Raw genomic sequence first — 23063 nt, forward strand, 5'->3', positions numbered from 1 at the left:
GTAAACGCCTTTAACCGTTACTTTTGGATCTGCAGTCTGACTCAATTGATGTGTTATCCACAGTCCGAAAACTATCCACAGAAAGTTGATTTTCAACGGTCTTTGGCCAGCGGGCTTCCGCACCATCGATGAGAATGTCCGCCATGCGGAAAACGAGCGAGCTCATTTTCAATTCCTCCGGAATTGTGCACCTGCGAGAACAGACTCATATCAGCCGAAATACAGCACGAGGAATTCTCAGCCGGGCGGTCGAGCGCGGCGAACTTGTTCAGTTGTTTCGGGGCACTTACGTGGATGCACGAATATGGCCATCTAACAGCGATTTTCCACGAGGAATTCTTGCCATTAAGGCGGAACTCATCCGGGCACGGATTCAATGCATTGCCATTTCACAGGCACACCCAGATCGCGCATTAACCGGAATCGCAGCAGCGCTGATACATGGCCTGTCACTGCTCGATATTCCGCAAACGCTGACGCTCAGTTCCAGTGTAAAAAGTGGGTCGTCGACACTTAAAACACACCATGGCCTGCAATTTCATCAGAATTACTCAGCATTGCCCTCAAGTGCCACGACCACCATCGATGGCGCGCGGGTCACTACTCTGGCGCGAACCGTGGTTGATATCGCTGCTGCTCAGCCGCGCGTCGACGACGCCACGCGCCGCAAACCCGAGGTCTTTCGACGCTTTGCCGAAGCTATCGCGCTTGCCGACGGCGCCCTGCGCGGCTCGGTCGGAACACTTGGCTCGACGGGAATGCAGCCTCAGCAAGCCCTGCCGTGGCCGGAGGCGCCGCCGCGCTTCGAGCCACCAAATTGGGATATTGAACAGGAGTTTCCGCAGCTCGCAGCGCCGCGGCATGTGGCCATTTCCAGTACTGATTTCTTACCCCACGTGCACGACCAACGGGGTCGAGTGCGTGGGCCCCGCACGCTGGAGGTGCTGATGGTGGCATCGCCGTGGTCGGAAAGTGCATTTGAGTCGGTGACAAAGGCGTTGCTCGTGGAGCTAAAGCTGTCATTTGTGCAGCAACCGCGAATAGTAGATGAGACCGGGGTGTTCGTTGCGCGTGTGGATTTCCTGCTTCCGGCTCACGGAATCATCATCGAGTGCGACGGGCGAATGAAGTACGAGCCCGCGCAATCGAGAATGCAATCAACAGTGCAATCAGAAACGCGCGCTGGCGCCGGCCAACACCACGCGGGCACAGCAAGGATCTGGCATGACCGGCGTCGCGACTACCAACTCACCAACCTCGGCTACGCCATCATCCACCTGACGTGGAATGCAATCTTTGACGGCTCTGCGGCGGGCATGATTCGAAAGGCATTGGCAGCCTCACCGACACCGCGCGGACGCTGGTTTGATGCCATTACCACACTTCCAAAAGGCGCATACAAATTCTCCTTTTCTGGCTAAAACGCTTCCAGTCAGATGACAGACTCAAAACATGAGCCCGCAGACCCAGCCAAGCCACCAGCGACCAAGCCAGGAACAACCAAGCCACCAACTCCCAGAACTCATCGGCCGAGTGCGCCGTGTCCGCACCGGCCCGGTAGTGACGCAAAAGTGGAGCGGCCGTGAAATCAGCACCGGTGCCGCCAAATCACCACGCACGGGCCGCGTAATAGTCGCAGAAAACGGCCTTGACAGCGACGCGCAGGGCAATTTGAAGGTCCATGGTGGGCCAAATAAGGCGATGTGCTGCTGCCCATTCGAGTTCATGACTCAGTGGGCGGCTGATGGATTCGATTTGCCGGAGGGCGCTTTCTTCGAAAACCTCACGCTGGAAGGCCTTCCTGACCAGGCGGTTTATCTGGGTGACATCTTCGAACTGAACGATCTGACAGTCCAGGTCACGCAACCGCGTCGTCCGTGTGCCACGGTCTCGGCACGCTGGCGTGACCGCCGACTGCCCAGGCTCATGCAGTCGAAGTCTCGTTCCGGCTACTACCTGCGGGTCCTTCATCCCGGCACCATCGCTGAAGGCGACACCATGCGGCTGGTCAAACGTCTTCCAAGCGCCGTCTCTGTTGCAGAGACCAATCGCGTCATGAACATCGACCGCCAGGACATCGAGGGCATCCACCGTCTCCTCGCCGCCCCTGAGCTTCCGGAGCGGTGGCGGGCAACGCTCTATCGCCGCTTAAACGGCGAGCTTGAAGACGACACCGCTCGCCTCGGCAAGCCTTGAGCATAAAAGCGCATATTCTCAATCCGGCCTACCCGTTAAACTGCGCACATGGCTAGAAACGTCGCTGATCTGCCCACCGCACTGCCTGAACTCACAATCTCTCAGGAGGGGTTCGCCGCCCCATCGCCGCAGCTGGTCATGCTTAACGACGAGCTCGCAACCCAACTCGGCCTCTCCCCACAGTGGCTCCGGTCAGACGCTGGCCTGAAGTTCCTCACTGGCCACGGCGCCGATCACGGAGTCGACAGCGGCGCCGGCACCCCACCCGGCGCATACACAACCCCGATAGCCACGGCCTACGCCGGCCACCAATTCGGTAACTTCGCAGGCCTACTCGGTGATGGCCGCGCGCTCTTGCTTGCCACAGTTGAGGCTGAACCGGGGCTGACCGGGCTGCCCTGTCAGGCCAACCAGCCCGACTACCCCAAAGAGACAGCCCACAGCGACAGCACCCAGTCCTACGAGATTCAGGCCAAAGGCACAGGGCCCACACCCTTCTCCCGTGGTGGCGACGGTAAAGCCACGCTGACCTCCGCCCTGCGGGAGTATCTCATCAGCGAAGCCATGTATGCGCTCGGCATCCCGACCACCCGCGCGCTGGCGGTCATCACAACCGGCGAAGAGATTTACCGCGGCTCGCAAACCCCATTCGACGGCACCGACCCCACCACCGAACTTCAACCGGGTGGCATCGTCGTGCGCGTAGCATCCAGCCACCTGCGAGTTGGCACGTTCGAGCTGGTCGCTCGCTCCGGAGCGGACACCGGAATCATGGATCGGCTCATCGAGTTCGCCGCGCAGCGGCATGGCTACGAGGGTTCGGCGGAGTCGGTTCTCCGGGACGTCGTCAAGCGGCAAGCCAATCTCGTTGCGACGTGGCTGGCCTGCGGATTTGTCCACGGCGTGATGAACACCGACAACGCCAGCATCGCGGGCGAGACCATCGACTTCGGGCCGTGTGCGTTTCTGGATGCGCACGATCCGCGGGCGGTGTTTAGCAGCATTGATCACGGCGGTCGATACGCGTACGGCGCGCAGCCGACGATTGCCGGGTGGAACATGTCGAAACTCGCGGAGACGTTGCTACCGCATTTCGCAGGCACCCCGGAGGATGCCCTCGCACGCGCCCGCGACATCCTGGGCGAATTCGCCGACGAGTTCACCGATGCGCTCAGCCGCAGGTGGCTGCCCAAGTTGGGGATTCTCCCCTCGCTTTACGACGACCCGCTGGCCATCCCCTTGGTGCATCAGTGGCAGGCGTTGCTGGCGAAGTTTGGGCTCGACCATACGAATGCTCATCGGGCGCTGATTGAGGCTCTGGCCGATGGTGATGGGCAGGATTTCACTGTGCTGACCGCGCTGTCTGATAATCCTGCGTTCCCCGCCGCTGCGGCTAAGTGGGGGCAGTTGTGGAAGCGAACGCGGGAGGAGCTAGGAATCGAGCAGACGACGGCCCTTTCGCTGATGGAGGCAACCAATCCGCTGTATATTCCGCGAAATTACCTGGTCACGGAAGCGTTAGCGGCGGCAGGGGCGGGGGATTTGACCGACTACCGGCACCTGCTGGAGGCGGTAACCAACCCCTGTGAGTCGCAAGACGCCCCAGCGGGGTTCACTGAGCCGGCACCGCGGGAGTTGGGTGCTTTCCGCTCGTACTGCGGGACTTAATGCGCTGCCTCTTCCTCTTCCTGTACCAAAACCCACTTCCTCTTCCAATGCCACTTCACGACACGGGTGTCACCTCGTGCCAGCTGTGGAGGTGGCATGAGGTGACGCAGGTGTCGTGAAGTCGCGAAGTGTGGCCGGGCAGGAGCCCAGCGGTGGGACAGCCAGCGATCCAGCAGTCTCAACCCCTGCGGGGGTGACAGGATGTTACAACGTTTCACTACTGCACAGGATTAACTCCCCAATCGAGGGTAAAAGACACCGTCAAATAAGGGATGGATCGCCTGATTAATACTCATATGTTTTTTGGACTTGTAAGGTTAGAGACTGTATTGAACGGTCGTATCCAAACCTTAGAATCCACCACACCCAAGTTCTCACCACCACCATTGCTTATACAGGTAGGAGGTGGGTATCTAAGTCATTTGGAGTGAGCCGATCACCAAATTCATATCGCCTATCTGGCAGAATCTAGAAAGGCTCGCGATGCATAGACCCGTTGCCTCCGGCCCCTTCCACACCCGGCAGAAACTCCGGCGGAAGCTCCGACAGCGAGAGAAGTTCCGTGCCACAAAACTGCACGCAACAACGCTCAGCGGAAAAGGAAAGTTCGCGCTGCATGTCCGCCAGATTCTGGCGGCTTTGCTGGTAATCGCCTTGCCAGGAAGCGCGCTCGCTGCCTGCAGCACTGACCAGCAACAGGTCGGCGCGGGGTTCATCGTGGTCCAGAACTCCGAACCACAGTCGCCGCTGTACACCACTGACACCAATGAAACCGGTGGTGGCGATATCCTCCGCATGCTCTACTCAGGTCTGGTGCGCTACGACACCGACGGCTCGATGATCCTGGACCATGCGGCAGAAATTAAGCCCAACGAGGACTCGACTCATTTCGACATCACGCTGAAACCGGGCTGGACCTTCCACAACGGCGAACCAGTCACCGCGCAGAGCTACATCGATGCCTGGAATTACGCTGCCTACGGCCCGAACCTGCAGAAGCAGCAGTCCTTCTTCGCCAACGTGCAGGGTTTTGATGCTGTCTCTGGCGAAAAAGCCGCGACCAAAACCATGTCAGGTTTGAAGAAGGTCGACGATCTGAAGTTCACCGTAGATCTGACCAACCCAGATTCCTCCTTCCCGCTCAGCCTCGGCTATGTCGCATTTATGCCGCTGCCGAAGGCCGCGTTCGAAGACAAGAAGGCTTTCGGTGAACACCCAATCGGCAACGGCCCCTACAAGATGGCCGAAGGCCGCGCTTGGCTGCACAACAACCAGCTAACTGTGGTCCGCAATGATGACTTCGCCGGTGAGCACAAGGCCCGTAACAACGGCCTGGTATACCGCTTCTACTCGGACATGGACACCGCATACGCGGACCTTCAGGCAGGCCGCCTGGACACTCTGCCGCGCACCATTCCACCAACAGCTCTGGCCAGCTTTGAAACCGACTTCCCCGATTCCAGCGCAAATGTCCCGACCTCCTCCTCGCAGTACTTCGGAATTCCGCGAAATCTGCCAGGTTTTTCGGGTGAAGAGGGCAAGCTTCGTCGTCAAGCGATTTCCATGGCGATTGACCGGAAACTAATCACTGAGAAGATTTTCTTCGACACCCGCACTCCGGCGCGCGAGTTCAGCTCGTTGACGCTTGGCGACCTTGACCCGAACGTACCGGGCCAAGAGGTGCTGGAATACAACCCGAAGAAGGCCCGCCAACTGTGGGCCGAAGCCAACAAAATTGCGCCGTTTACCGGCTCGTTCGACATCGCCTATAACGCCGACGGCGGACACCAGCAGTGGGTCGAAGCGGTGACCAACATGATTGGCGAGACCCTCGACATCGATTCCCACGGCAAGGCCTACCCGACCTTCAAACAGCTGCGCGATGAAATTTCCAACGAGACTATCACCAGCGGCTACCGCACCGGCTGGGCAGCTGACTACCCATCAGTGGCCAACTACATGATCCCGCAGTTCGTCACCGGCGGCTCCTCGAATGACAACCACTACTCGAACCCGGAGTTCGACAAGCTTATCCAGGACGCTGCTTCAGCCAAGAGCGCAGAAGATGCCAAGCCAATTTATGTGAAGGCTCAATCTGTGCTGATGGAGGACCTGCCAGCGATTCCGCTGTGGTACCCGAATGCTTCGGTGGCGTGGAATCCGAAGCTGCGTAACGCCGTGGTGATGTGGGACGGCATTTTGGACTACCCGATGATTGAGAAGGACTAGCACCATGGGTTGGTACATCGGAAAGAGACTCCTGCAGATGGTGCCGGTATTCTTCGGTGCCACACTGCTGATTTATGCAATGGTCTTCGCCATGCCCGGCGACCCCATTGCCGCACTAGCCGGCGACAAGCAGCTGCCACCTGAGCAGGTCGCTGCACTGCGCGCCCACTACCACCTGGATCAGCCATTCTTCGTCCAGTACTGGGAGTACCTCAAGGGGCTGTTCACACTGGATATGGGCGAGACCTTCTCCGGCCGCTCGGTCGGCGAGGAAATTGCGCTGGCCTTCCCCATTACGATTCGCCTGGCGCTGATGGCCGTTGCCATTGAGGCAATCTTCGGCATCGGCCTCGGCGTCATTGCCGGTATGCGCAAGGGCGGCTTCTTCGACTCCACCGTTCTGGTACTGTCCCTGCTGGTTATCGCAACTCCGACCTTCGTACTTGGCTTCGTTGCCCGCTACCTCTTCGGTGTGCGCTGGCAGATTGTGTCCCCCACCGTCGGTAGCGATGCCTCCTTCACCTCCCTGCTGCTGCCGGCATTCGTGCTGGGGCTCGTCTCGGTTGCCTATGTGCTGCGGCTGACACGCTCTGAGGTCTCGTCGGCACGCCATGCTGACTTCGTGCGCACCGCCCGCGCCAAGGGCTTGCCAACCTCTGAAGTCACCCGTCGCCACATCTTGCGCAACTCGCTGATTCCCGTTGTGACCTTCATCGGCGCTGATCTCGCTGCTCTGATGGGCGGCGCAATTGTCACCGAGGGCATCTTCAACGTGCCCGGTATCGGTGGCCTGATCTTCCACGCCGTCCAGATTGGTGAAGCTCCCACCGTGGTCAGCATCGTGACCATCCTGGTGGTTATTTACATGTTCGCCAACTTGCTCATCGACTTGCTCTACGCAGTCCTGGATCCGAGGATTCGTTATGCCTAAGCCAGATTCGACGCAATTGAATTCGACTCAGCCAGAAAAGCAGGCCAACACCGTGCATACCGGCACCGCCCAGGCGACGAACCCCGACCACAAGCAGTTGCCGGATACCCCGCCACTGGGGCTCTGGGGTTCAGCCTGGCAGAATCTGCGTTACCGCCCACTGTTCTGGGTTTCCGCAGTCATCATTTTGCTCTCCATCGCAGTGGCCGCGTTCCCGTCGCTGTTCACCTCTGTGGATCCGTCGGCAGCTAATCTGCGTGACTCGCTGGCCCCGGCCCGCGACGGCCACCCGATGGGCTTCACTCAGCAGGGCTACGACGTCTACGCCCGTGTCATCTACGGTGCCCGCGCCTCGGTCATCGTCGGCATCGGCGTCACCCTGGCAGTAACCGTGGTGGGCATCATCCTCGGCGCCATCGCTGGCTATCTCGGCGGTTGGGTCGATGCGGTGCTCTCTCGCATCACGGACATGTTCTTTGCCATTCCGCTGATCCTGGCCGGCATCGTGCTGATGCAGCTGTTTACCGAACGCACCATCTGGTCCGTGGTCTTCGTGCTCGCCGCCTTTGGCTGGCCTCAGATGGCGCGCGTGGTGCGCTCCTCGGTGATCTCGGTGAAGAACGAGGAATACGTCACTGCTTCCAAGGCGCTCGGCCTGTCCAACACGGGCATCCTCTTCCGCCACGTGCTGCCGAACTGCCTCGCCCCTGTGATCGTCATGGCCACGACCTCGCTGGGTATTTACATCGTCGCCGAAGCCACGCTGTCCTACTTGGGCATTGGCTTGCCGACGACCACCGTTTCCTGGGGCAACGACATCTCTGTCGCACAGCAGGTGCTCCGCCAGGCCCCGTCCAACCTATTCTGGCCAGCACTCGCCTTGGCGATTACCGTTCTCGGCTTCATCCTCATGGGTGACGCTTTGAAGGATTCTCTCGACCCGAAGGAGCGTCGTCGATGAGCACCGACACCAACAAGACCGCGGCACCGATCCTCACCCTGAAGGACGTCTGCATCGGCTTTCCGACGACCACAGCGTCCGGCCGCCGCAGTAAAGAGCTAACCGATGTGGTGCACAACGTCGACCTGGAGGTTTTCCCCGGTGAGACGGTCGCCATCGTCGGTGGGTCCGGCTCCGGTAAGTCCACTACTGTCCACGCCGCGCTGGGTCTGCTACCCGGTGATGGCGAAGTCACCGGTGGCACCATCACCTTCGATGGCCGCGACATCACTCACCTGACTGACCGCGAATTCGTCGGCATCCGAGGCAGTGGCATCGGCCTGGTCCCCCAGGATCCGATGACCAACTTGAACCCGGTGTGGACCGTCGGTGCCCAGATTAAGGAAGCCCTGCGTGCCAACAACATCGCCACAGGCTCCGAAGCCCACAAAAAGGCCATTGAACTGCTGGAACAGGCTGGCCTTCCCGACGCTAAAAAGCGCATTGACCAGTACCCACACGAGTACTCCGGCGGTATGCGCCAGCGCGCGCTGATCGCCATGGGTCTGGCTGCACGGCCAAAGCTGCTGATCGCCGATGAGCCCACTTCCGCGCTCGACGTGACCGTGGCGAAGAAAATCCTCGACCACCTCGACAAGCTCACTAGCGAGCTCGGCACGTCCGTAGTGCTGATTACCCATGACCTCGGCTTGGCTGCCGAGCGCGCTGACCGACTCGTCGTTATGCAAGCAGGACGTGTCGTGGAGACCGGCTCTGCCCTTCAAGTCCTCACGCACCCGCAGCATCCGTACACCAAGCAGCTGATTGCCGCCGCTCCGTCGCTGGCTGCCCGGCGCGGTGACCGCGTGGTGGCCGCACCGACGACTGCGGACCACGAGCAGAAGGAAATTCTTGTCGCGAAGAATCTGGTGCGCGACTTCGCCATCCCGGGCAATCGTCCGTGGCGCAAGGACACCTTCCGCGCCGTCGATGACATCAGCTTCACGCTGCGTCGCGGTCGCACCATTGGCATCGTGGGCGAGTCCGGTTCGGGCAAATCCACCGTGGCCAACATGGCGCTGGGTCTGCTCGATCCGACCGAGGGCGAAGTGCTTTTCGACGGCAAACGAGTCCAGGGCCGGAATCGTAAAGAGGAGCTGGAACTGCGACGTCGCATTCAGCCGATTTTCCAGAATCCATACGCGACGCTGGATCCGATGCGCACCGTGCATTCCTCCATCGAGGAGCCATTGCGCATTCACAAGATTGGTACCAAGAAGGAGCGTGAACAGCGCGTATTCGACCTGCTCGACCGCGTGGCACTGCCAGCCGAGATGGGACGCCGCTTCCCCGGTGAGCTCTCCGGCGGTCAGCGTCAGCGCGTGGCAGTCGCGCGTGCGCTGGCGCTGAATCCTGAGGTTGTGGTCTGTGACGAGGCCGTTTCCGCCCTCGACGTGGTGGTGCAGGCGCAGGTGCTCGAGTTGCTGGCTGAGCTGCAGGAAGAGCTGGACCTGGCCTACCTGTTCATCACGCATGACCTCGCGGTGGTGCGCCAGGTAGCCGATGAAATCATCGTGATGGAGCACGGCAAGATGGTCGAGCACCGTCCAACGGATGAGCTCTTCGACCGCCCGGAGAAGGAGTACACCCAGCGACTACTGGACGCCATCCCAGGTGCGTCGTTGGATTTGGATCTGTAGCTGGGCGGTGCTCCGCCCCACCCCACACACACGCAGCACTTCACTCCACCCTCTGGGCGGGGCAGATCGCACTTCACGACACCTATGTCACCTCGTGCCAGCTGTGGAGGTGGCATGAGGTGACATAGGTGTCGTGAAGTCGCAGGGAGGGAGACGGAGCCGGGTCGGGAACTGGGCGGGCGGGAACGTGCAGGCGGGCAAGCAAGGACGGGCAAGCAGCCGGCTGCTACTCCTCGTCCAGCACCATGCGATAACCGACCCCCACCTCAGTGCGCAAGTACTTGTTGTGAGCCTGCTGAGGCTCAATCTTGTGGCGCAGCTGGGAGATGTAAACGCGCAGGTAGTTGGTCTCTTTTTCGTACTGGTCACCCCAGACGGCCTTGAGAAGCTCCAGTTTGGTCACCAGTTCGCCACGATGCTGCACCAGGTAGACCAGGATGTCCCACTCGCGCGGGGTCAGATGCACGAGCTCGTCCGCCACGAGAACTTGCCGTTTGGCCAGGTCAACCATTAGATGACCATCTGCGGAGGCCACCTTCGGCACCTCTTCGACCACTACTTTGCTAGCACGCCGCATGGTTGAACGCAGCCGAGCCAACAACTCCCCCATCGAGAAAGGCTTGGTGACGTAGTCATCGGCCCCTTCATTGAGGGCGTTGATTTTCCCCGCCTCGTCGTGACGTGCGGAGACAATCAGCACTGGAATATCGCTCCACCTGCGCAAAGAACGCAGAACTTCCAGGCCACTGACATCGGGCAAGCCCAGATCCAGGAGAACGGCGTCGGGCTTCCACTCGCTGACCGCGGCTAACGCCCGCGTGGCCGTTTGCGCGACACGTGGCTCGTAACCGCGGGCTTTTAAACTGACAAGCACAGTGCGGGCCATGGCGACATCATCCTCGACGATGAGTATCTTTCGCCCGGGTTTGTTGCCAGCCTGACCAGCGGGTTGTCCTGAACTGAGATTCATGGAATCCTACTTTCTCTCGCCCATTGCACGCGGCAACGTCAGCACGAAGGTAGCACCGCCGCCGGGTGTCTGTTCGGCGCGGATGGCGCCTCCCATGGCGTCGGCAAAACGCGAGGCGGCGGCAAGTCCCAGACCAAGGCCCTGAGATTGTGCCGAGTAGTCGCCAAGGCGTTGGAACGGTTGAAAAATCTCCTCCAACTTATCCTCCGGGATGCCCTTACCGTGGTCAATGATCAAAATGTCTATGCATGCGCTCGCAGCGATAGCACCCAGCGAGCCCATAACCGGCATGTCGGCGGGACCGCGCACACCGCGCTCGCTGGGCCGCGTACGAATGGTCAGGCTCGACTCCGGTGCGTACTGACGGCCGTTGATGACGATGTTGGAAACAATGCGCTGGATCAGCCCAGGATCGCCTTCCACCATGCAGGCGTCATGGTCAATATCGCGGTCAATGTGACCTGCGGCTTCCGGCAGCTCCGCACATACCGCGTCCACAACATCGGAGACGCTAACCGGCACACTTTCCACCCGCTTGGTGCTGGAGTCGATGCGGCTGGCATCGAGTAGGTTGCCAATGACCACCTCTAGGCGGTCAGCGGAACTCTCGATTGTCTCCATGAGGATGAGACGCGTTTCGTCGTCAAGCTCGACGTCCTCCATGTTCATGCTGGAGATCGCAGCCTTGATGCTGGCCAGCGGTGTGCGCAGGTCATGTGAAACGGCGGTCAGCACCGCGCTGCCCACGCGGTTGCCCGCCTCGAGGGCAGCGGTGGCGCGGCGCATCGCGGCGATTTCCTCCATGTCCATGAGCGCCCGAATGCGGGAACCGTGAGCCGCAATCATGGCAGTCTCAGCGGCGGTGAGTTCACGGCCACTGAGCACAAAGCGCAGGTCATCGCCGGAGCTGACCTTAGTCATCGGCAGCTCTGTCGGCCACGGTTCGGACAAGCCGTGTTCGGCGGTGGTGACAATGGTCAACCACTTCTTGCGCTCTGAGGAGTAACGCTGCACGTCCACGCGCTCCATCGAGAACGTATCCGCCAAGCTGTGGACCAGGTTGGACATGTTGTCGCCATCGTGGACGACACCGTGTGCCAACTCGGACATTACGACTGCCTGATGCAAACTCCTGTCCGCCATCTCGCGGCGGCGCTCGGAACGCTCCACCACCGTCGCCACAGCCGCCGCAATCACACCGAAGAGCAGGATTTGAGCCAAGCTGGCCGGCTCGGTGATAGTCAGGGTGTTCACCGGAGTGGTGAAGTACCAGTTTGCCAGAATTGAGGAGACCACCACTGCCGCCAGCGCTGGCACCAACCCTGCCGCCATAGCGGCGAAGACTATCGGCATCAGATAGGTCAGCAGCAGTACGCCCAGGAACTCCGGGCCGGTGTCCAGCTGGTAGAGCAGCAACGTCAGTAGCACTGGCCCCACCAGTGCCAGCAGCCAACCGGTGATACGTCGCTCCTTGGAAAAGCGAGAGCGCAGTTTCTTGCGCCGCTTGGCTTTCTTCTCTGAGCTTGAGGAGATGATGTGCACATCGATGGGCCCAGCCTGGTCGATGATGCGCTGCGAGGTACTTAAGCCCACATAGCGCCGCAGTCCTCGCTCCGAGCCAATGACCAGCTGCGATGCATTGACCGTGCGGGAGAACTCCAGCAGAATTCCCGGCACATCATCGCCCACGATGGTGCGCCACTGCCCACCCAGCGACTCGGTGAGATCCTGCAGCTTGCGCAGCCGACGCAGATACCCGCGGTCAAGGCCGTCGTCCTCGCCGGTAATGTGCACGACAATCATCTCGCGGCCGGCCACGCGACCGCTCATACGAGCACCGCGGCGAATCATGGACTCCGCGTTCTCATCATCGCGCACGGCCACCACGACGCGCTCACGCGTGGTCCAGTGGTCGTCGATCTCCTCGTCTTCGCGGTAGGCATCCAGCACCTCCTCGACCTTGTCAGCCAGCCACAAAAGTGCCAGCTCACGCAGGGCGCTGAGGTTGCCCGGGCGGAAGTACTTGCGCAGCGCTAGTTCCGCTTGCTCCTTGCGGTAGATTTCGCCGCGAGACAGGCGGATGCGCAGGGCGTCCGGGCTCAAGTCGATGAGCTCAATCTCGTCCGCATCGCGGAGGACACGGTCGGGTACCGTCTCCATCTGGCGCACGCCGGTGACGGCCGCAACGACGTCGTTAAGCGATTCTAAGTGCTGGATGTTCATCGTCGAGATGACGTCGATGCCTGCGTCGAGAAGCTGGTAGACATCGTGCCAGCGCTTGCGTTGCTGAACGAACTCGTTGTCCGGCTCATCAGTAACGACGGTGTGCGCGAGCTCATCGACGAGGGCGACCTCGGGATGCATCTCGATAATCGCATCAACATCCAGCTCACGATAGGTGTTGCCGCGGTAGGACACCTTTCGACAATCCAACACTGGCAGGCCTTCGATGAGCTTCTTCGTCCGCTCGCGACCGTGGTGTTCCACCAGACCAATGACTACCTCGTGCCCACGGGAGTACAGATCGTGCCCTTCGCTCAACATGGCGCACGTCTTACCCACGCCCGGGGCGAACCCCAGGTAGACCTTCAGTTTTCCTCGCTTGGCCATTTCTTACAGACCTTTACTTGCCATACCTTGCCCAATCGCAGGATGCTTACTGTCCGTCTGTCAGAGCGGCGTTCAGCTTTACGATGTTGACCAGTCGCCCACCATCCTGCGAGCCCTGTTCCGTAATTGCTTTTTCACTATTTTCCGAGATCAACCGCTCAACCTCTGCCTGTGGCAGGTTGCGCTCCTTGGCCACGCGCGGTGCTTGCAGCTGTGCGTACTTCTCGGAGATATGCGGATCCAGACCGGAACCGGAGGCGGTGACTGCCTCCACCGGTACCTGGGCCGGGTCGATGCCCTCGCGGGCAGCGACATCGGTACGGCGCTGTTCGATTTCAGCCTGGAACTCCTTGCTATACGGCGACACGTTCGATGCCGAAGACGACATCGCGTCGTAGCCATTATCCCCCGCAGCAGACGGGCGCGGGTAGAAAAATCCCGGCTTTGTCACTTCTTGGGCAATGAGCTCCGAGCCCTGGGCCTTGCCTGCGGAGTCATACATCATTGAGCCATCAGCGTTATCGGACCAGATTCGCCCCGCTACCCAGATTGCGGCTGGGTACAGCAAGCCGATAACCACGGTGAGCAGCAAATAGGCCTTGATCGTGGTGGATACCAACCGAAAGTTCTTGTTCATGTCCTTCTCGATTCTTTTCACATGTTGCGAGATGCCAAGTGCTGTGCGCTGGCTGCGCCGTTTGGCGCGAGGCCAAGGCACTTACATCCCGAACACTCCGGAGAGCAGGAGGTCAATAATTTTGATGCCGACAAACGGTGCGATGATGCCACCGACACCGAAGATGAGCAGGTTGCGGCTCAGCAGTGAGGCAGCCGACCCGGCGCGGTACTTCACGCCCTTGAGAGCCAGCGGAATCAAGGCGACAATCACGAGCGCGTTGAAGATCACCGCAGACAGGATGGCGCTTTCCGGTGAGTGCAGGTTCATGATGTTGAGCTTGTCCAGGCCAGGCAGCGCCGTGACGAACATGGCTGGAATGATGGCGAAGTACTTCGCCACGTCATTGGCAATGGAGAAGGTGGTCAGCGCACCGCGGGTAATCAGCAACTGCTTGCCAATTCCCACCACATCAATGAGCTTGGTCGGGTCCGAATCCAGATCCACCATGTTGGCCGCTTCCTTCGCCGCCGAGGTACCGGTATTCATTGCCACACCCACATCTGCCTGCGCCAATGCAGGAGCATCGTTGGTACCGTCACCGGTCATGGCGACCAGGCGTCCCTTCGACTGCTCCTTGCGAATCAGCTCCAGCTTCTGCTCCGGGGTAGCCTCAGCGAGCACATCGTCAACACCGGCTTCCTTCGCAATCGCATGCGCCGTAATCGCATTGTCGCCAGTAATCATGACGGTACGAATGCCCATTTCACGCAGCTGGTCAAAACGCTCACGCATGCCAGGCTTAACGACGTCCTTGAGATAAATGACACCCAGCACACGTCCGGACTCACCGCTGGTTACTTCGTCACCGCCAAATACTTCGGCGACCACCAACGCGGTACCGCCCGCCTCCGAAATGCGCTGGACAATGCCATCGACCTCAGGTGGCACGGTGGCGCCGATGCGCTTCATCAGCTTCACAATCTCCGTTGCAGCACCCTTGACCACCTTGCGGTTCTTCTCGCCGCCGGTAGCCGGGAACTCGATGCCACTCATACGAGTCTGCGCCGTAAAGGGAATGAAGGTTGCATTGGCGTAGACGGACTCGTCGATGCGCTCATTCGATTCGGTTTCCGCGAGCTCGACAATGGATCGGCCCTCCGGGGTTTCGTCGGCAAGAGAGGAGAGCTGGCAGGCGTGCACCAGTTCAGCGTGCGTGGTGTCGCCGACCTCGGAGAACTCCGCGGCCTGGCGGTTACCGAAGGTGATGGTGCCGGTCTTGTCCAGCAGCAGCGTCGCGACGTCGCCGGCGGCCTCAACTGCACGGCCCGACATGGCCAGCACATTGTGCTGCACCAGGCGGTCCATACCGGCGATGCCGATGGCGGACAGCAGTGCGCCGATGGTGGTCGGAATCAGGCAGATCAGCAGTGCGACCAGGACTAATGGGTCCTGCTCGGCGCCGTTGAAGACGGCCATGGGAGCCAGTGCGATGACAACCATGAGGAAGATCAGGGTCAGCACGTGCAGCAGGGAGCCGAGTGCCAGCTCGTTCGGGGTCTTCTTGCGCTGTGCGCCTTCGACCAGGCCAATCATGCGGTCCATGAAGCTCTCACCGGGCATGGTGGTGACCTCAATGGCGATGGCGTCGGAAAGCACGCGCGTACCACCGGTGACCGCGCAGCAATCACCGCCAGCCTCGCGGATGACCGGCGCGGACTCGCCCGTGATGGCGGACTCATCGACGCTGGCGGCACCGACAATCACGTCGCCATCAGCGGGAATGGGCTCGCCTGCGGAGACCACGACAATGTCACCCGGCACCAGATCCGTGGCCGCGACCTTGGTGGTCTGTGCGGCTGGATTCTCCAGCGCTGCGGCGGCATTGGTGACCTTGTTGAGTTTGAAGGCATCGGAGGTGGTGCGCGAGGCGCGCAGCGATTCCGCCTGTGCCTTACCGCGGCCCTCGGCGACGGCTTCGGCCAGCGTTGCAAATAGGACGGTCAACCACAGCCACACCGTGATGGAAATACTGAAGAGCGAGGGGTGCGCAATGGCCAGGACCAGCGTAAATGCGGCACCGACTTCGACCAGGAACATCACCGGGGTGGCGATGAGCTGGCGCGGATTCATCTTGCTCAGCGCCAGTGGCAGAGCCGCTTTCAGTGCGCTGGGTGAAAATGCGGAAGATGCGTTGGAATTCTTGCTCATGACAGGGCCTCCGTCAGCGGGCCAAGGACGAGGGTTGGTAGGAAGGTCAGGGCGCTGACGATGATTGCGATGGCAACGGTCAGGCCGACAAACTGCGGTCGGTGAGTTGGCAGGGTGCCTGCGGTCTCGGCGGCTGGTCGCTGCTTGGCGAAGTCACCGGCCAGACCCAGCACCATGACAATTGGCAGGAAGCGACCAAACAGCATGGCGAAGCCGAGGCTCATGTTGAACCACGGGGTATCGGCACCGAAGCCCGCGAATGCCGAACCATTGTTGTTGGACGCGCTGGTGAAGGCGTAAATCAGGTCGGAGAAACCGTGCGGCCCCTCGGCGGAAACAGAGTCCAGCGTCGACGGCAACATGGTGGAGATACCGACACCTGCCAGCACCAGCACTGGCATGACCAGGATGTAGAGGCAGACCTTGGTGATTTCCGAAACACCAATGCGCTTGCCCAGGTACTCCGGGGTACGGCCGACCATCAGGCCAGCGATGAAGACGGTCAGGATGGCGATGATGAGCATACCGTAGAGGCCAGAGCCCACACCACCAGGGCTAATCTCACCCAGCAGCATGTTCAGCATGAGCATGCCGCCGGCCAGTGGCGAGTAGCTGGAGTGGAAGCTGTCCACCGCGCCTGTCGACGTCATGGTGGTGGTCACCGCAAAGAAAGAACTTGGCAGCACGCCAAAGCGCATTTCCTTGCCCTCCATGCCGCCACCTTGGAAGACCTGCAATGCAGTCTCGCTGGACATAACAACAGCCAGAGAGATGAAGTAGAGCACCGCCATGGTGGAAAGAATTGCCCAGCCCTGGCGCTTGTCACCGATGATGACACCGAATGCCTTGGTCAGCGACACCGGAATCAGCAGGATAAGGAAGATCTCCAGCATGTTGGTCCACGCATTTGGGTTCTCAAACGGATGCGCGGAGTTGGCGTTGAAATAGCCGCCACCGTTGGTGCCCAATTCCTTGATGACCTCCTGCGATGCCACTGCACCGCCCGGGATGGTCTGGCTGCCACCGGTGACCGTTTGAATGGTCTGTGGGGCCGAGAAATTCTGGATGGCACCCTGCGAAATCAGCAGAATTGCACCGATGGCGGCGATTGGCAGCAGCACGCGCAGGACGGTGCGAGTCAGATCTACCCAGAAGTTGCCGATGTTGCCGTCACCGTGGCGGTTGGCCAGACCGCGAACCAGCGCTACCGCCACTGCGATACCGACTGCGGCGGAGACGAAGTTCTGCACTGCCAGGCCAGCCATCTGGGTTAGCACTGTCATGGCTTCCTCACCGGAGTAGGACTGCCAGTTGGTGTTGGTGGTAAACGACACCGCGGTGTTCCATGCCTGGTCCGGAGAGACCGGGCCCTTGCCGTGGTTCAGCGGTAGCCACTGCTGAACTCGCTGCAGCAGGTAGACGAAGATGACGCTGACCGCAGAGAAGCTGAGCACGCTGGCGGTGTACTTTGTCCAGTGCTGGTTGGCCTCTGGACGCACACCGATGGCGCGGTAAAAGCCGCGCTCAATACCCAAGTGCTTGTCAGTGGTGAATACCCGCCCCATGTAGTTGCCGAGCGGGATGTACAGGATGGCCAGTGCGGCCATCACAATGATTACCGGGACGAATCCCATAATGACGTTGCTCACGAGAATCGCTCCGGATCAATCAGGGCGACTAGGACATAGCCCAATGCCGCCAAACCTAAAATGGCGCCGACGATCAATTCCCACGTCATAGTTTCTTCACCGCCTTGGCGCAGCCCTGCAGCAGCAAAAAGGCCGTGACGGTGAGTAGAAGAAGCAAAATGTCTACGAACATGACAGTTACTAAAACACTCATACGTACCGTCGCGGGCACCTATTAACGCTTTTTTAACACCTCCTGAACTGGTGTTATGCGCTGTGAGGTGCTCGAATGCGCCTCTGATTAAGAAAGTGCCAATGCAGGTATGCAGCGAATTAATAGCCACTTCTGGGACCGAGTGGGGAGGGAGAGCTGGGCAGGCGCGCTGGTGTCGCCGACTTATCGATGGTTTTCCGTGACCTGTCGATGACTTCCCTTGTCTTATCGATGGTTTTCCACCACTTATGCGCACGCTGTGGGGTCTACCTGAGCACTTGTCGATGCGTTATTCACTGATGGCCACGCTATAGCGCATCGACAGGTGAATAGCTCATCGACAAGTGGCCGACCGCCCCTGCCCCTCGCCGCCCCTGCCCTCGCCGGCCCCGTCCCCGCCGTCTCCGCCCCAGCCGGACCACGCGCTACCCGAAGGTTTTTGGACACGGAGCATAGGCGCGAAGCATAAAAAAACCGGGCACCACACTTCCTGCGTGATACCCGGTTTTAATGGATTGAGTTAGGCCGAAGCAACCGGCCCGAAGCAACCAACCTAGAAGTGGCTGACTAAGCCTGACTAGTTAGTCCTCCGGTGCGAGCTCGCTTTCAGTAACCCACTTGTGGTTCTTCATGGTCATGCCATCTTCGTCGATATCAACCATGTAGACCGGCTCCTGGGTGGAGTAATCAACAGTGCCCTTGGCACCCTTCATGCCCGCCATATGCTCGGCATTGATGGTGATCTCGGAGCCGTCGGCAAGCGGAGCCTCGCCTGGGTTCTCCAGCTCCTCATGAACGACCCAACGGTGATCCTTCACCGGTTCACTGCCATCGGTCGGGGTGTAGGAAACGGAGTAGGTAGTAGTGTTGAAAACTCCAACAACCTTGCCTTCTGCACCCTTCATGCCCGGCATGTGATCGGCGAGAACCTGCACCTCACTGCCGACCGGGAACTTCGCATTGTCCGCCGGAATCATTCCCTCTGGAGCCGGACCGCCATCGGCCGGATGATGATGGTCTGCCATCGCGTCGTCGCTATCGTCTCCATGATTGCCGTGGTCGCCATGCTCATCGGCATCGTCCATATCATCCATGTCGTCATGGTCCTCAGAGCTGGTGGCCGACACGGAAGAGCTAGTTTCGCTAACAGTGCTGCTTTCCTCAGTATTAGCCGAATCATCGGAGGAGCAACCGGCCAGCACAAGGACGCTGGCGGCACCCGCGGCTACGAGAGCATCTAGTGGTCGAATATTCTTTGCCATGATTGAGCTCCTTTGTTGTTGATGTCAATCAATCTATGCCCTCACCCTAACAACGCTCCTCTAACGCCACCAGGGCTTATCGCCCGCGGCGGACGGAAATCGTCCAACCAGCCTCGCCGGTCTGCTCGAAGTTGGTGACCTCGTGGCCATCCTTCGCAGCCCAGCGCGGAATCGCATCCGTGGCCTGGGTGCAGTCGAATGGAATCACCAGCTCCTCGCCGATCTCAATCTTGCCAATCGCGTCCTTGGCCTCGATCAGCGGGAATGGGCACACCGCGCCGACGGTGTCGAGCTCGTAACGCCCGCCGCCCAGTGGCTTGAGCTTGCCGTCTTCCTGCTTTACGACGCTCCGGTCGAGCAACGCCACCGGCGCGACAGCAAAGGCACCCGCCAGCGGGGAGGCCTCGGTGCCAGCGGCACCGGCACCTTCGCTACCCGGCAGGGACACAGGCGAAGTAGCAGCCGAAGTGACCGGAGCCGTTGCCGATACCGCCGTGTCGTTGGTGGCCGTGTCGTTGGTGGTGGAAGGGGTGCTCGGGACGTCGTTAAGCGAAGGTGCGGACGGCTTCAGCCAAAGCTTTGCGGCGATAGCGACACCTGCGGCGATGGACGCCAGCGCAAGCCAACCCTGGTAGCTGAACAGCGAGGTCTGAACCATGCCGTTGCCGACGGTGCAGCCGCCGGCCCAGGCAGCGCCGACGCCCATGCAGATGCCGCCGACGACCGAGCGTGCGCCCTGGGTTGCGTCCGGGACGCGGAGGCGGAACTCGCCAGAGGCCTTAGCCGCGATGAAAGAGCCGACGAGGATGCCGAGGACGAGGAGGACGCCCCAGTCGAAACGCTCGGTGTCACCAGTGACAACATAGTTGGCAAGGTTGGAGGACGGGGTCGTGATGCCGAGGCCGTCGTTGCGGCCGGTGGCAGCGGACAGCGGCCATGCGATAACGCCAAGTACACCGACGATGGCGGCGGTGGCGTACACATGCCAGGCCTTTTCAGCCAGGATGTGTGCCAGGCCGGTCTTGCGCGGCGCCAGAGTCACCGGACGCGGTCCGGAGAATTCTTCGCGCAGGTAACGGACGGCGAGGTAAGCCGTCAGTGCGCTGAGAGCGATGACCAGTGGCCAGATGCTAATGCCGAGCGAGGCATGGATACTGGTCAGTCCGACTGTGCGGTCCTTCAGGGCATCCTGCAGGCCGCCCAGGAAGCCAGTCTTCATGGCAGCAGCGGACAGAGTATAAAAGACCAGTGCAATCCAGGAGCCGATCAGGCCCTCACCGGAGCGGTACCAGGTGCCCGAGGCGCAGCCACCGGCCAGGACGATACCCAGTCCGAAGATAACGCCACCGACGATAACGGCCAGTGGTGCCAATTCCTTGTATTCGGGAGTAATCACGCCGGCGCTGGTCAGGGCGGCCAGGCCGATGGCGTGGACGGAAATAACAATCAGCAGGGCGACGAAGCCGCGCCAGCTGCGCTGAGTGAAGATATCGCGCAAGAAGCCGGTGACGCAGAAGCGTCCTCGCTGCATAACAAAGCCGAGCACGGCGCCCAGCGCTAGTCCTGAGATGAGCATGAGAGTGTTTCTCCTAAATATATGAGCCAGTCCGCCATCAAAGCCATAATGAACAGACCTGTCTATTAGTGGATTAGAAGCTACTCTACACAGCGAAAAAAGTCCAACTTAATGGCATTTCCACAGGGCAGGACACTCACCAATAGACAGACCGAACCGTATAGCTGCTGGCGATAAGCACAAGTTGTGGCAAGCTAAAACACTATGAGCGCACAGAATTCAGCCCTGGCTGGGCACCAGCGACTCCTTGCAATGCGCTCGATACTCGACCTTCCTTTTACCCATGCTTTCGCCCTTGATCCCCAGGCGGTCATCGATATTTCCGGCGTGGCCCGCCTCAGCGAGCTCAATGCCAAAAATGCCGTAATAATCGACAGCTTGCGTTCACTCGCCCACACCAACACGCAGGACTTTTACGCCATCGATGACGCGGCAGAAGCTTTGGGTACCGCCTTGCGAATGGCGATTTCCTCCCGGCAGCTACTCTGGTTCAGCTCACTACCCCACAGTGATGTCGACAAGGTGCAAAACATCCTCGGCGGCGACATCGTTCATGTGGTGGGCCCGGAACTGGCCGTCGATAAGCTCGATGGAAGCACCCTCGAGCTTCCCGATCACCTGAAGCAGCGCGGAGAACCACTGGTGCCCATCGCTATCTCGCCAAGCGAGCTGGTGCAGGCCTGGGCACACGGCAGCCTCGAGCAGCAAAAACTGCTCGCTTACCTGCTGGAGGGCACGAATACGCTGGTCATGCAGCAAAAGGACCTGCATGCGCTGCGCAAAGTCGGGACCAAACTCATCGAGCGCAACCCCGTCTGGCGACTGCTCTACAACCCGAAGGTGCTCGCCTATCTGGCGGTGATGGTCTACTCTTCGCTCCGCGCGCTACCTGTGGTTTTCGTCCCCGGATTCCACGGCAATGTCTGGGTTCTGTGGAGCATCGACATCATTACCGCTATCCCCTACACCTGGGGAATTGTCGAGATGATTACTGGCCGCTCATTCGGCCGAAGAATGCTGGGGCTCCTGATCACCCTAGTGACTTTCGTCTCGCCCTATGTCTACTTCTGGGCCAACGGACGCGATTATCCGATGTGGGTCACCATCTTTGTCATCGCGTTAATTGTCGCAGCCTGCGCCGTCGAATACGTCCGCTGGCTGCGCGACCGCGCCATCTCCGCAATCCTGCGCCAACCACCCACCATCTGCCGCTAGCGACCGCTGAGCGAGCGCCGCACGCCCCCGACAATCAGCCAGGCACCGGCGGCGACATTGACAGCCACAAGCTCGTGGATAGACGTCTTGCTTAACGACGCTGCCATCGTCTCACTTGCGATGAGCATGCCGGTCGAGAGAATCCAGATGAACGTTGCGGCAATGTTGGCAATCCGGCCGCGTTCCACGCGGAATGGATGCGTGTAGTGCAGCGGCACCAACGTCATTGCGCTGAAGATGAAAATGGCAGCGATGCACACCGCCATGGGCGCGTTCCATACCCACAGCAAGACCGCCACGATGTTCCACGCGGCAGGGAAACCAACGAAGTAGTAGTCGCCGGACTTGGCGGCTTCGTTGGCATAGCAGAACATCGACGACACCAGGACCAGAATCATCAGGGCGATCGCCAACGGACGTGGCCCCAGCGGCAGATACATGACCATAAAAGCGGCGGGTATGGCTGTCCAGGTGAGATAGTCGACGATGTTGTCCACCACTGCGCCGTTAAACCACGGGACGACTTCCTTGATGCGATGTTTACGCGCCATATTGCCGTCGACACCATCGACGACAAGGGCAATGCCCAACCAGAGCCACATCCAGTGCGGGCGACCCTCCAGCAGTGCGACCACAGCCAGCGTCGCCCACACCAAACCTGTCAGTGTGAAGGCATGCACCGCCCAAGCGATGACATGCTGACGCCGGGTGAAGGTCTGGGTTTGCGAGCTTTCCAGATGAGAGGACATCATCATGCCTTCAGCATCGGCAGTTGAAGCAGAAATGGGCATGGCTAGGATCCTTCATCGGCGAATTGGTCGGAGAGTACGGTCAAAAGAAAAACGTACAACCGCGAATACCAATCACGGCTGTACGCCACTCGAATAATTCTGCAGCAGAGTATAATGACTACTCACTGTTTTCCCGTATCTACGGGGAGATTCCTTCTAACAATGGACAATCACAAACGCGGAATGCAATAAACAGCCACCTTGCTACCGGCGGAATAGGCACCATGGTCACATTGGAGATAACAGGATCTGGAACAACTCACCAGCGGTCGTAGAATCACCAATACGTAAAAGTACGACACTAGG

Annotated in this window: 17 protein-coding genes; 8 read left to right on the forward strand and 9 right to left on the reverse strand. The window is 59.9% G+C overall.

The genetic code is table 11. The features are described from left to right. Positions 1 to 143: 143 nt before the first annotated feature. The 7 genes from CORAM0001_RS04700 (at position 144) to CORAM0001_RS04730 (ending at position 9664) form a co-directional block, all read left to right on the forward strand. A complete protein-coding gene (locus tag CORAM0001_RS04700; protein ID WP_005510572.1) occupies positions 144 to 1421 on the forward strand; it encodes a type IV toxin-antitoxin system AbiEi family antitoxin domain-containing protein in 1278 nt (425 codons plus the stop codon). Between the two features lie 31 nt (positions 1422 to 1452). Further along, positions 1453 to 2196, forward strand: a complete 744-nt coding sequence (locus CORAM0001_RS04705) for an MOSC domain-containing protein (RefSeq protein WP_100066787.1) — start codon at positions 1453 to 1455, stop codon at positions 2194 to 2196. A 48-nt stretch (positions 2197 to 2244) separates the two neighbouring features. Further along, on the forward strand, positions 2245 to 3864 hold the full coding sequence (locus CORAM0001_RS04710) for a protein adenylyltransferase SelO family protein (RefSeq protein ID WP_005510567.1): 1620 nt from the start codon (positions 2245 to 2247) through the stop codon (positions 3862 to 3864). Positions 3865 to 4347: 483 nt separating this feature from the next. Beyond that, on the forward strand, positions 4348 to 6093 hold the full coding sequence (locus CORAM0001_RS04715) for a peptide ABC transporter substrate-binding protein (protein WP_005510425.1): 1746 nt from the start codon (positions 4348 to 4350) through the stop codon (positions 6091 to 6093). Between the two features lie 4 nt (positions 6094 to 6097). Continuing rightward, on the forward strand, positions 6098 to 7024 hold the full coding sequence (locus CORAM0001_RS04720; RefSeq protein WP_005510533.1) for an ABC transporter permease: 927 nt from the start codon (positions 6098 to 6100) through the stop codon (positions 7022 to 7024). Then, a complete protein-coding gene (locus CORAM0001_RS04725; RefSeq protein WP_005510560.1) occupies positions 7017 to 7985 on the forward strand; it encodes an ABC transporter permease in 969 nt (322 codons plus the stop codon). The genes CORAM0001_RS04720 and CORAM0001_RS04725 overlap by 8 nt, the downstream gene beginning before the upstream one ends. Next, entirely contained in the window at positions 7982 to 9664 is a 1683-nt protein-coding gene (locus tag CORAM0001_RS04730; RefSeq protein WP_005510499.1) for a dipeptide ABC transporter ATP-binding protein, read from the forward strand. Before CORAM0001_RS04725 ends, CORAM0001_RS04730 begins: the two co-directional genes overlap by 4 nt. Positions 9665 to 9890: 226 nt before the next feature. Here the strand turns inward: CORAM0001_RS04730 and CORAM0001_RS04735 are convergent, their stop codons facing one another. The 8 genes from CORAM0001_RS04735 to CORAM0001_RS04770 form a co-directional block, all read right to left on the reverse strand. Next, positions 9891 to 10634, reverse strand: coding sequence for a response regulator transcription factor (locus CORAM0001_RS04735; protein WP_005510450.1), 744 nt, complete (start codon positions 10632 to 10634; stop codon positions 9891 to 9893). A gap of 6 nt (positions 10635 to 10640) precedes the next feature. Continuing rightward, positions 10641 to 13244: a sensor histidine kinase gene (locus tag CORAM0001_RS04740; protein ID WP_005510555.1), complete on the reverse strand. Its 2604-nt coding sequence runs from the start codon at positions 13242 to 13244 to the stop codon at positions 10641 to 10643. Between the two features lie 46 nt (positions 13245 to 13290). Then, positions 13291 to 13881 (reverse strand): K(+)-transporting ATPase subunit C, encoded by a 591-nt coding sequence (kdpC, locus tag CORAM0001_RS04745; protein WP_040361209.1) that lies wholly within the window; start codon positions 13879 to 13881, stop codon positions 13291 to 13293. A gap of 81 nt (positions 13882 to 13962) precedes the next feature. Next, positions 13963 to 16071, reverse strand: a complete 2109-nt coding sequence (gene kdpB / locus CORAM0001_RS04750) for a potassium-transporting ATPase subunit KdpB (RefSeq protein WP_005510541.1) — start codon at positions 16069 to 16071, stop codon at positions 13963 to 13965. Next, the gene (gene kdpA / locus CORAM0001_RS04755; protein WP_005510487.1) at positions 16068 to 17720 is read right to left on the reverse strand and encodes a potassium-transporting ATPase subunit KdpA; all 1653 of its coding nucleotides are present in this window, start codon (positions 17718 to 17720) and stop codon (positions 16068 to 16070) included. Before kdpA ends, kdpB begins: the two co-directional genes overlap by 4 nt. Continuing rightward, positions 17717 to 18043 carry a potassium-transporting ATPase subunit F gene (locus CORAM0001_RS11395; protein ID WP_208854634.1) on the reverse strand — a complete coding sequence of 109 codons (327 nt, stop codon included), beginning with the start codon at positions 18041 to 18043 and terminating at the stop codon, positions 17717 to 17719. Before CORAM0001_RS11395 ends, kdpA begins: the two co-directional genes overlap by 4 nt. Before the next feature lie 451 nt (positions 18044 to 18494). Beyond that, positions 18495 to 19175: a YdhK family protein gene (locus CORAM0001_RS04765; protein ID WP_005510497.1), complete on the reverse strand. Its 681-nt coding sequence runs from the start codon at positions 19173 to 19175 to the stop codon at positions 18495 to 18497. Between the two features lie 76 nt (positions 19176 to 19251). Continuing rightward, the gene (locus CORAM0001_RS04770) at positions 19252 to 20751 is read right to left on the reverse strand and encodes a YeeE/YedE thiosulfate transporter family protein (RefSeq protein ID WP_005510430.1); all 1500 of its coding nucleotides are present in this window, start codon (positions 20749 to 20751) and stop codon (positions 19252 to 19254) included. Between the two features lie 204 nt (positions 20752 to 20955). On the opposite strand from CORAM0001_RS04770, the gene CORAM0001_RS04775 reads away from it, so the two are divergent. After that, positions 20956 to 21966 (forward strand): hypothetical protein, encoded by a 1011-nt coding sequence (locus tag CORAM0001_RS04775; protein WP_005510458.1) that lies wholly within the window; start codon positions 20956 to 20958, stop codon positions 21964 to 21966. Here the strand turns inward: CORAM0001_RS04775 and CORAM0001_RS04780 are convergent. Continuing rightward, complete coding sequence (locus CORAM0001_RS04780) at positions 21963 to 22757, reverse strand: CDP-alcohol phosphatidyltransferase family protein (RefSeq protein WP_005510429.1); 795 nt, start codon at positions 22755 to 22757, stop codon at positions 21963 to 21965. The genes CORAM0001_RS04775 and CORAM0001_RS04780 overlap by 4 nt on opposite strands. Between the last annotated feature and the right edge of the window lie 306 nt (positions 22758 to 23063).

Origin of the sequence: Corynebacterium amycolatum SK46 (assembly GCF_000173655.1) — a bacterium.
GTDB lineage: Bacteria > Actinomycetota > Actinomycetes > Mycobacteriales > Mycobacteriaceae > Corynebacterium > Corynebacterium amycolatum_A.

What these genes read in the sequence shown, in the direction of transcription:
- CORAM0001_RS04700 (WP_005510572.1), top strand. Translation starts at nt 144, where the DNA reads ATGCGGAAAACGAGCGAGCTCATTTTCAATTCCTCCGGAATTGTGCAC.
- CORAM0001_RS04705 (WP_100066787.1), top strand. Translation starts at nt 1,453, where the DNA reads ATGAGCCCGCAGACCCAGCCAAGCCACCAGCGACCAAGCCAGGAACAA.
- CORAM0001_RS04710 (WP_005510567.1), top strand. Translation starts at nt 2,245, where the DNA reads ATGGCTAGAAACGTCGCTGATCTGCCCACCGCACTGCCTGAACTCACA.
- CORAM0001_RS04715 (WP_005510425.1), top strand. Translation starts at nt 4,348, where the DNA reads ATGCATAGACCCGTTGCCTCCGGCCCCTTCCACACCCGGCAGAAACTC.
- CORAM0001_RS04720 (WP_005510533.1), top strand. Translation starts at nt 6,098, where the DNA reads ATGGGTTGGTACATCGGAAAGAGACTCCTGCAGATGGTGCCGGTATTC.
- CORAM0001_RS04725 (WP_005510560.1), top strand. Translation starts at nt 7,017, where the DNA reads ATGCCTAAGCCAGATTCGACGCAATTGAATTCGACTCAGCCAGAAAAG.
- CORAM0001_RS04730 (WP_005510499.1), top strand. Translation starts at nt 7,982, where the DNA reads ATGAGCACCGACACCAACAAGACCGCGGCACCGATCCTCACCCTGAAG.
- CORAM0001_RS04735 (WP_005510450.1), bottom strand. Translation starts at nt 10,634, where the DNA reads ATGAATCTCAGTTCAGGACAACCCGCTGGTCAGGCTGGCAACAAACCC.
- CORAM0001_RS04740 (WP_005510555.1), bottom strand. Translation starts at nt 13,244, where the DNA reads ATGGCCAAGCGAGGAAAACTGAAGGTCTACCTGGGGTTCGCCCCGGGC.
- kdpC (WP_040361209.1), bottom strand. Translation starts at nt 13,881, where the DNA reads ATGAACAAGAACTTTCGGTTGGTATCCACCACGATCAAGGCCTATTTG.
- kdpB (WP_005510541.1), bottom strand. Translation starts at nt 16,071, where the DNA reads ATGAGCAAGAATTCCAACGCATCTTCCGCATTTTCACCCAGCGCACTG.
- CORAM0001_RS04765 (WP_005510497.1), bottom strand. Translation starts at nt 19,175, where the DNA reads ATGGCAAAGAATATTCGACCACTAGATGCTCTCGTAGCCGCGGGTGCC.
- CORAM0001_RS04770 (WP_005510430.1), bottom strand. Translation starts at nt 20,751, where the DNA reads ATGCTCATCTCAGGACTAGCGCTGGGCGCCGTGCTCGGCTTTGTTATG.
- CORAM0001_RS04775 (WP_005510458.1), top strand. Translation starts at nt 20,956, where the DNA reads ATGAGCGCACAGAATTCAGCCCTGGCTGGGCACCAGCGACTCCTTGCA.
- CORAM0001_RS04780 (WP_005510429.1), bottom strand. Translation starts at nt 22,757, where the DNA reads ATGCCCATTTCTGCTTCAACTGCCGATGCTGAAGGCATGATGATGTCC.